Annotated in this window: 6 protein-coding genes; all 6 read right to left on the reverse strand. The window is 47.5% G+C overall.

Features of this window, described 5'->3' with window-relative positions:
* On the reverse strand, positions 1-1,076 hold a 1,076-nt coding region (gene glf, locus ACI32D_RS04765), incomplete at its 3' end, for a UDP-galactopyranose mutase (RefSeq protein ID WP_439775483.1).
* A 24-nt stretch (positions 1,077-1,100) separates the two neighbouring features.
* The gene (locus ACI32D_RS04770; RefSeq protein ID WP_439775484.1) at positions 1,101-1,877 is read right to left on the reverse strand and encodes a DUF4422 domain-containing protein; all 777 of its coding nucleotides are present in this window, start codon (positions 1,875-1,877) and stop codon (positions 1,101-1,103) included.
* Positions 1,877-2,473 carry a sugar transferase gene (locus tag ACI32D_RS04775; protein ID WP_439775488.1) on the reverse strand — a complete coding sequence of 199 codons (597 nt, stop codon included), beginning with the start codon at positions 2,471-2,473 and terminating at the stop codon, positions 1,877-1,879. Before ACI32D_RS04775 ends, ACI32D_RS04770 begins: the two co-directional genes overlap by 1 nt.
* A gap of 273 nt (positions 2,474-2,746) precedes the next feature.
* Positions 2,747-3,727 carry an LCP family protein gene (locus tag ACI32D_RS04780; protein WP_439775485.1) on the reverse strand — a complete coding sequence of 327 codons (981 nt, stop codon included), beginning with the start codon at positions 3,725-3,727 and terminating at the stop codon, positions 2,747-2,749.
* A 231-nt stretch (positions 3,728-3,958) separates the two neighbouring features.
* Entirely contained in the window at positions 3,959-5,137 is a 1,179-nt protein-coding gene (locus tag ACI32D_RS04785; RefSeq protein ID WP_439775486.1) for an LCP family protein, read from the reverse strand.
* A 158-nt stretch (positions 5,138-5,295) separates the two neighbouring features.
* The gene (locus ACI32D_RS04790; RefSeq protein ID WP_439775487.1) at positions 5,296-8,535 is read right to left on the reverse strand and encodes a glycoside hydrolase family 68 protein; all 3,240 of its coding nucleotides are present in this window, start codon (positions 8,533-8,535) and stop codon (positions 5,296-5,298) included.
* Between the last annotated feature and the right edge of the window lie 237 nt (positions 8,536-8,772).

Below are 8,772 nucleotides of genomic sequence, written 5' to 3' on the forward strand. Positions count from 1 at the left end.
GCGATGACCTGGTCCATGTTGTAGTACTTGTACTGGCCCAGGCGGCCGCCGAAGATAACCTTAGCATCTTCCTTGTCAGCCAGTTCCTTGTACTGGGCATACAGGGAGTTGTTCCGTTCGTTGTTGACCGGGTAGTAAGGCTCATCGCCTTGGTGCCAGTCAGCCGGATATTCCCGGGTGATGATGGTCTTGTCCGGGTCACCCTTGCCGAATTCGAAGTGCTTGTGTTCAATTACCCGGGTATAAGGCGTTTCAGCGTCGGTGTAGTTGATCACGGCGTTGCCTTGGTAGTTGCCGACGTTCTTTTCTTCAGTTTCAAAGCGGAGAGACCGGTATTCCAGTTCACCCAAGCGGTAGTCAAAGAATTCGTCGATCGGGCCGGTGTAGACGACCTTGTCAAACTTTTGCAGGTATTCGTCCTTCTTGGCAAAAAAGTCAGTGTTCAGCTTGACCGTGATCTTGTCATCCTTGAGCAGGTTTTCCACCAGCTTGGTGTAGCCGCCCTTAGGGATGCCCTGGTAGTCATCGTTGAAGTAGTTGTTGTCGTAGATCAAGCGGACTGGCAGGCGCTTAATGATGAATGCCGGCAGTTCAGTTGCCTTTCTGCCCCACTGCTTTTCCGTGTAGCCCTTGATCAGCTTTTCGTAAATGTCGCGGCCGATCAAAGAAATTGCCTGCTCTTCCAGGTTTTGCGGGGTCTTGCCCGCCATTTCAGAGCGCTGCTCGTTGATCTTGTCCATGGCTTCTTGCGGCGTCCGGACGCCCCACATCTGGTTGAAGGTGTTCATGTTGAAAGGCAGGTTGTACATCTTGCCCTTGTAGTTGGCTACCGGGCTGTTGGTGTAGCGGTTGAATTCCGCGAATTGCTGGACATAGGTCCAGACTTCCTTGTTGGAGGTATGGAAAATGTGGGCCCCGTACTGGTGAACCTGGATGCCGTCGATTTCCTTGGTGTAGATATTGCCGGCAATGTGGTCACGCTTTTCAATTACCGTCACCTTGTGGCCGCGCTTGGCAGCTTCGCGGGCAAACACAGCGCCAAAAAGACCTGCACCGACTACTAAATAATCAGCCATAATTTTCTCTCCTGTTCTTCTTTCCTAAAAGTGGGTTTGCTTCTTGCCAACGCCAAGCTTGCGCTTGATGAGGTTGATCCCCTTCTTGATCTTCTTTTCTCCGCCCAGCTGGCCCCAAGTCATTTCAGTATAGTTCTGCTTGGTCGTGTAAAGCCAAACATCCATCAACCGCTCTGAAATATAACCATAGACTCTCTGGTCTTGGACGGAATAGCCGGAAATATCGATTTGCCCCTCCAGCTTGCTCAAAACGCTGAAGATGAATTGACAGTAGTCGGCAAACTGCTCCTTCTTCATGACGAACATGTTAAACATGTGGGCGCTGCGCCGCTTCATCATCATGTCAAAAGCTGGCAGATAGTCAGGATAGTCCTTGGCCAGAATCTCTCTGGTCTTGTCCAGAGGTTCTGCCGGGTGGGCGTGAACATAGTGTTCGTAGTTGCTTTCGATATAGTAGTTCCGCTTGGTCGGGACAATTACGTCATATTTTTCAAGCAGCTTGGCATAGTCGGCCTCGTTCGCGACATTTTCCAAGGTGAAAGGCTTCTTCACGTAAAAATAGCGGCGATAGTGAACCAGACCCACCGCGTCAACGTCTTTTAAGTTCTTCCAAGCCCAGTAAATCCCGGTCAGCTCGTTATAATAGGGATTCTTGGCTGAAATGTTGTCGCCTTCGTCATCGCGCTGGTAACCGATTCCAGGCTTGTAGTTCTTGACCGCGCCAACCAAAACCGGCATGTAGACAGAATCGGCCGGCATTGGAAACTGCTTGTGGGCCGCGACTAATACTTTAACCTTCACTAATAAGCCCCTTCTTTTTTGAAAATACTAAAAATCGTCTGGAAGAAGATCTTCACATCATAGGCAAAAGAGATGTTGTCAATATATTCCAGTTCAACATCGCAGCGCTCCGGATAGCTGATATTGCTGCGGCCCGTTGCCTGCCAAAGGCCCATGGCACCTGGCCTAACTGAAAGAAACTTGGCCTTGCGGTCACCATATTCTTCCAGCTCTTTCTCCACCACCGGACGTGGTCCAATGATGCTCATGTCGCCTTTGAGAATATTGACGAATTGCGGCAGCTCATCAACTGACGTCCGCCGCATCCAGCGGCCGATTGGTGTGATTCTTGGATCCTCTTCAGCCAGCAGCTTGTAGTCGTTTGCTACATATTTGGCATACAAGTCAGGGTCGCTTTTCAAGATCTTCTCCGCGTCCATTTTCATGGAACGGAACTTGTACATCTTAAAGGGCTTGCCGCCCTTGCCAATTCTTTCTTGGGCAAAAAAAGCTGATCCGCCATCCTGGCCCTTGATGATTAGGGACAGAAGCAAGAAAATCGGCGAGAAAACTATCAGTGCCAGCAAGCTGCCGACAATGTCCAAGAATCTCTTTATATACTTGTAGGCGCCCAAGTCGGTCTCGTAATTGGACGATTTTGCTTCTTTACTCATTTATTACCCGTACAACTTAACAACTAAAATATTTCAGCGGTTCTTCTTTGCTTATAAGAATCATTCAGTTTAAGCGTATCAGTCAAAGACACTATTAACCGCATTGTATTCAAGTATAACATTTTTGACCTGGATTGTGCATCACCAATCGCAGATCGCCGCTATAAGCAAAAAATGCTGGATGTTTGCACCCAGCATTTTCTAAATTATTCTCGCTTACTGAACCGTCTTGGTTTTAAGGCCCATGGCCTTTCTGATCAAATTGCTGATTCTCTGACGCTCAGCCGTAGATACCTTCTGGTATGAGACACCGTCTTCCATAAAGCCAGTCCCGTGAGTGTAGTCAGTTACGACATTCTTCGTGGCTGGCAGGTATGAGCTGGCCAGGGAAGTCAAATCACTGAAAGTCAAGTCGGTTTGAACCTGCTTGGACAATGATGAAACAAAACTCGTATTCAGCAAGGTTTGGGCGGATTCCGCCTTCTTGACCAGAGCCTGCAGCACTTGCCGCTGCCGCTTCTGGCGGCCGTAGTCGCCTTCTGGGTCGTCATAACGCATCCGGCTGTATGCCAGAGCCTTGGCCCCGTCCATATGGGTCTTCTGGCCCTTGGTGAAGGTATAGCCTTCATAGCTGAAGCTCAAGACTGGTGAGATGTCGACCCCGCCAACCTTGTTGACGATGGTCTTAAGCCCGCCCATGTTGACCAGAACGTAGGCATTGATTGGGATGTTGAAGTACTTCTTCAGCACCTTGGCCAATTCACCGGCATTGCCATAAGCGTAAGCCGCGTTCAGCTTAGACGGTGAGTATTCCGGATAATCTGGCAGGTTGACTTGGATGTCGCGTTCAAAGCTGACCAAGGTAGTCTTCTTGGTCTTGGGGTTGAGGACCGCGACCATGATGGAGTCGGTCCGGCCCTTGTAGGTTCTGCCCAAGGCCCCGGTGTCAGTCCCCATCAAGAGGACTGCCAGCGGCTTCTTGTTGCTGATGACATCGTTCTTGCTCCCGTTTTCGGCACTGCTGATCCCGCCGGATCTGTAAGCAGTGTTGGCCGCGTTCTTGACTGAGCTGTATTCATACCAGGCAAAGCCAGCCAGACCAAGCACGATTACCCCAATGACAGACCAGAAGATCCGCCAAAACTTGTTGCGCTTCTTGCGCTGTTCTGTTCTTGAATTTATCTTTTTCTCATTCACAGCTTTTCACCATATGTCCAATCTTTAGAATTGATGCAATAGTTTCATTATATATAAAAACGCGGTGTCTGCACCAATTAAATCACTTTCTTCTGTTTTTCTTTAAAAATTCAGAAAATTATTGTCTAACACTTTAATTTTACCAGACCTTTCAGGTATTTAGCCCGGGTAAATAAAGAGGGCACGCAAAAAGGGGTCAAACTGGACCGTTCGACTCCCTTGTTTCTTGTTTTAATAACCCGCGCCAGTATTTTGGCCTGGCCCATTTGAGCCGCCCGGCGTGCCAGAGCCGGCATTGTAATTGCTGCCAGCATTTGTGCCTGGACCAGCATTGTTGCCAGGGGCGGAGCCGGTTGTGCCGGCTGAGCTGCTTGAAGTGGTCGTGCTGCTTGAGCTGGTTGAAGTGTCGATTGAATCAGTCTTCACCTTCTTGGTCTTCAGGCCCAGGGCCTTTCTGATCAAGTTACTGATTCTCTGCCGCTCTGAAACAGAAATCTTCTGGTAAGAAACGCCATCCTGCATGTAGCCCGTCCCGTGAGTGTAGTCGGTCTTCAAGTTCTTCGTGGCGGCAACATAGTTTTTGGCCAAAGCGGTCATATCGCTGAAGGTCAAGTCAGTCTGCACCTGTTTGGACAATGATGAGATAAAGCTGGAATTGAGCAAGGTCGTCGCGCTTTCCGCCTTCTTCAAAAGTGCAGACAAAACTTGCCGCTGCCGCTTTTGCCGACCGTAGTCACCTTGCGGGTCGTCATAGCGCATACGTGAGTATGCCAAAGCCTTGGCCCCGTTCATGTGGGTCGTTTTGCCCTTGGTAAAGGTATAGCCTTCATAGCTGAAAGACAGCACCGGAGCAATATCGATCCCGCCAACCTTGTTGACAATGGTCTTAAGCCCGCCCATATTGATCAAAACGTAAGCATTGATTGGAATATTGTAGTACTTCTTCAAGACCTTGGCCAATTCCTTGGCATTGCCGTAAGCATAGGCCGCGTTCAACTTGGAAGGCGACTTGTCCGGATAGTCAGGCAGATTGACCTGTTGGTCTCTTTCGAAGCTGACCAAAGTCGTCTTCTTGGTCTTAGGGTTGATGACCGCGACCATGATTGAATCAGTCCGTCCCTTGTAGGTTCTGCCCAAGGCCCCGGTGTCTGTCCCCATCAAGAGGATCGCGATCGGCTTGGAGCTGCTGATAACGGAATTCTTGCTCCCATTTTCAGCACTGCTGATCCCGCCGGACTTGTAAGCTGAATCTGCCGCGTTCTTCACCGTATGGTACTCATAGTAGGCAAAGCAACCGATCCCTACCAGGAGAACGCCCAGAACGCTCCAGAAGATGCGCTTGATTTTGCCATTCTTCTTTCGCTTGCCGACTCTGGTATTTATATCCTTGTCATTTTTCAATATTTTCACCAGTATCCTATTCTTTTGAGATAAAAATCATTATCTTCATTATAGTTAAACTTGAATCAAATGGATGCTGACGACAATTTTTTTATCTTTTTTGAAGAGTATTTTCACATCTTGGTCAAAGAAAAAATCCCGCTGATGCGGGATTTTTTTGTTTAATATTAGAAGTTTGCGGACTTGATGTACTTGCCGCTAGCTACAGCGTAGAACTTCTTGCCTTGGAAGATGACTACTGAGCCGTAAGTGTACTTAGTGCTCCCCTTCTTTTGCAAGCCCTTGAGTGCCTTAACCTTCTTGCCCTTCTTAACATAGATGTAGGCATTCTTCTTAAGAGTACGCTTCTTGCCGACAGTAATGTTGCCAGCCTTGATATACTTGCCGTTGCTGAGCTTGTAGTAAACCTTGCCCTTGATAATTCGGATGCCGACAGACTTAGTGTACAGGCCCTTCTTGTAGGTCTTGGTCTTAGTACGCTTGCCCTTAGCTGAGTAAAGTGCAGCGTTGTGCTTCAAACGGATGTAAGTACCAACCTTCTGGTAGCTGATCTTAGCACCTGACTGCTTGTCAAACATGTACCACTTGCCGTTGATCTTCTGCAGGCCATACAGCATTTGGCCGGTCTTAGGACTGTAGTAGACAGTCTTCTTTTGGCTGGCGATGTACTGGAAGCCAGTTTGCATCACGCCGGTCTTCTTGTCAAACATGTACCACTTGCCGTTGATCTTAATTTGGCCAGTAACTCTTGCGCCTGAACCTGGAGCGAAGTAGTAAGTCTTGCCATTGATCTTTTGCAGACCGTACAGCATGTGACCAGTAGCTGGGTCGTAGTAAACAGTCTTGTTTTGGCTGGCGATGTACTGGAAGCCAGTCTGCATTACGCCGTCTTCCTTGCTGAAGAGGTACCAGTAGCCGTCAAGCTTAATTTGGCCGCCAAATCTTGCACCTGAACCTGGAGTAAAGTAGTAAGTCTTACCATCAATCTTCTGCAGGCCGTAGAGCATGTGGCCAGTTGATGGGTCATAGTAAACCGTCTTGTTTTGACTTGCCAGATATTGGAAGCCAGTTTGCATCTTGATTGAACCGTCGTCGGTTGAGTCGTTATACAGGTACCAGTAGCCGTCCTTGTTGACTTGGAAGCTGAAGCTGTCAGTTGACCGCTTGGCTTCCTTTAAAGATGCGGCTGCCAGTTCAGGCTTAGGACTGTTTTCGTTCCAATCCCAAACACCTTGGTCAGTAACCGAGTTGGCCAAAACTGTTGTCTTGTCGCCATCGATCAAAACCAAGAAGCTTGGCCCAAGAGTCGAGTTGAGCCCCTTGCCAGCGACTTCACCCCGGTTACCCATGTAGGAGTTGACCAAAACAACGTGGTTGACGAAGTAGTCCTTGTCATAAGTTACGCCATTGACCGTAATCTTATCACTCTTTAAGTTAGCTGGATTAATCTTGACTACATAGTATGAGTAGGTAGCAGTCCGCCAAGTAGATGGTACTGAAGCACCTACAACCAAGCCATCACCGTTTAAAGGAACATAGTCCCCATCAACCTTGTCAGAAACAAACCCCAGCATAGTGACGTTATCCCCAACCGCGATGTTGGTATTAACAGCTAAATCAGTGTCAGCTGCGTGGTTAACCCGGGCATCGACAAAGAGGTAGTACTTGCCATTCAATTTGACCAAGTCAGGACGTTCAATTTCGTCCCCTGACAATACAGTCTTAACCAATGGATTGTAAAGAACCTGCTTACCATTTTCGTCAGTAGCTACTTTAGGATTCTTAGGGTCACTCATGTCAAGCTTGAGCAAACCAATCGCACTGTTGCTTACGATCGCTCTAGTGTACATGTCGGTACTGTTGAGTAACTTGAACAATTCACTTACGTTGTAAGCAGCGTTGCCACCGTATCTGCTCCAATCGTACAGATTGTCAGCTCCTTCTGGATCGTCGCCGAGATCACCAGTAGCAGTTTCAAAGGCGAGATAGTAACTGCCATCGCTGTCCTTAAAGACGTGGCCATCACGCATTTGTGGGTTGTTTGCTCCACGGTTTTCGCTGTTCTTCCATTGTTCATAGTTTTGGTAAACAGTACCATCACCGATAAAAAGTATGTGGTCATTTTCAGTGTTCTTGATGTAAACACCGTCAGCGTTTTGGCCAATATTTACGGTGACAGTAGCAACTCTTTGGTTATTACTTTCTTGAACAAGAACATTAGCATAAAAGAGCTGGATTGAACCATCTTCATTAAGCATGGCAGAACCGGACCATTGACCAGTAGATGGGTCATTGTTGTAGCCAAAGATTGAGCCAGCAACTTTCCAATTAGCAAAGTTGTTATCACCATACTTGCTGTAAAGCAGGTACAGGTGACTGTCGCTCTTGTGCGGAATCCCCATCATTGCCACGACCAACTGGTAGCCATTCCAGTTTTGTACGTAACCAGTTTCCGGGTCTTGCACTGGCCAAGAGTCCCAGATATCCATGGTTGCTTCTTCACCTGTCTCCGCGTCCTTGACCTTTTCCAAGCCAGGCATATTGACAACTTTCTCACCATTAAAGAGCGGGATTTGGGAGCTACTGTCACGGTTGACAATCTTTTTGGTAATTGAATCATAATCCTTAAAAGTATACTGGTTGTCGTCCGTCTTGTTCAGAACCATCTTGTTCAAAGCAGCAATCTGCGTATCAGTCAGCTTGTCCAGTTCCAAGGTACTGCCTTCTCTTAAAGCGGCAGCCACGATTTTCTTGCCAGTGTCATTCAGTTTTGCATAGTTGTCTTTGGCAGTTTGCGTGGTTAGGTAGCTGTTAATAACCGAGCCTTCGCCAATGTTTTCGTTTGAGACGTCTTCGCTGACGTTTTGCTTGCCCAAATCCGAAGTCTGGTCGCTAGAAGTATTGCCAGTTGATGAGCCGGGATGGGTCTGAGTATTGTCACTTGATGAACCAGGGTTGTCAGTCGTGTTCCCAGTACTCTTAGTGTCCGGATTGGTGCCAGTAGTAGTGCCAGTTGAACCTGGGTTAGTTGGATCTGGAGTACCAGTGGCCGTGCCAGTTGAACCTGTGGTGCCGGTTGTAGTGCCAGTAGTACCTTGGTCGGTATTGCCAGTTGCTGCGCTAGTTGTCCCAGTATTTGTGGTACTAGTATTATTGTTAGTACCAGTTGCAGTATTGTCATTAGCTACAGTAGTAGCCGCAGTAGAATTGTTGGCTGTGGTGGTAGTCGTAGTAGCAGTAGTGGCGGCTGTAGTTGTTGCCGCCTTAACCTCAGTCGTTGCCTTGTCAACAGTATCAGCCTTAACGGTTTGTGCCTTGCCCGCGCCAGCAAGTAAACCGATGGTCATTGCTGACAGCATCAAATAATCCTTGCCGAACAGGTTGCGTTTCTTATCTTCCTTTTTCATAGCCTTAAGTTTTTCCTCTAAAATATAGTCTATCTATTACTTAAAAATATAGAATATTTACACATTTTACTCAGCCAGCTAACAAGCACACTAAGCAATGGTTTTATTTTACAACAATTCTTTCACATTTTTTATAACGTTCGTTTTAACTTATCTATTTAAAGGTAAATCGCTTTACCGTGACCGTTTTCCTCTGATTTTTCTTAAAAAATTAAACCTCATTCATTCCGAGCCGTT

The organism is Lactobacillus sp. (genome assembly GCF_051873315.1).
Classification (GTDB): domain Bacteria; phylum Bacillota; class Bacilli; order Lactobacillales; family Lactobacillaceae; genus Lactobacillus.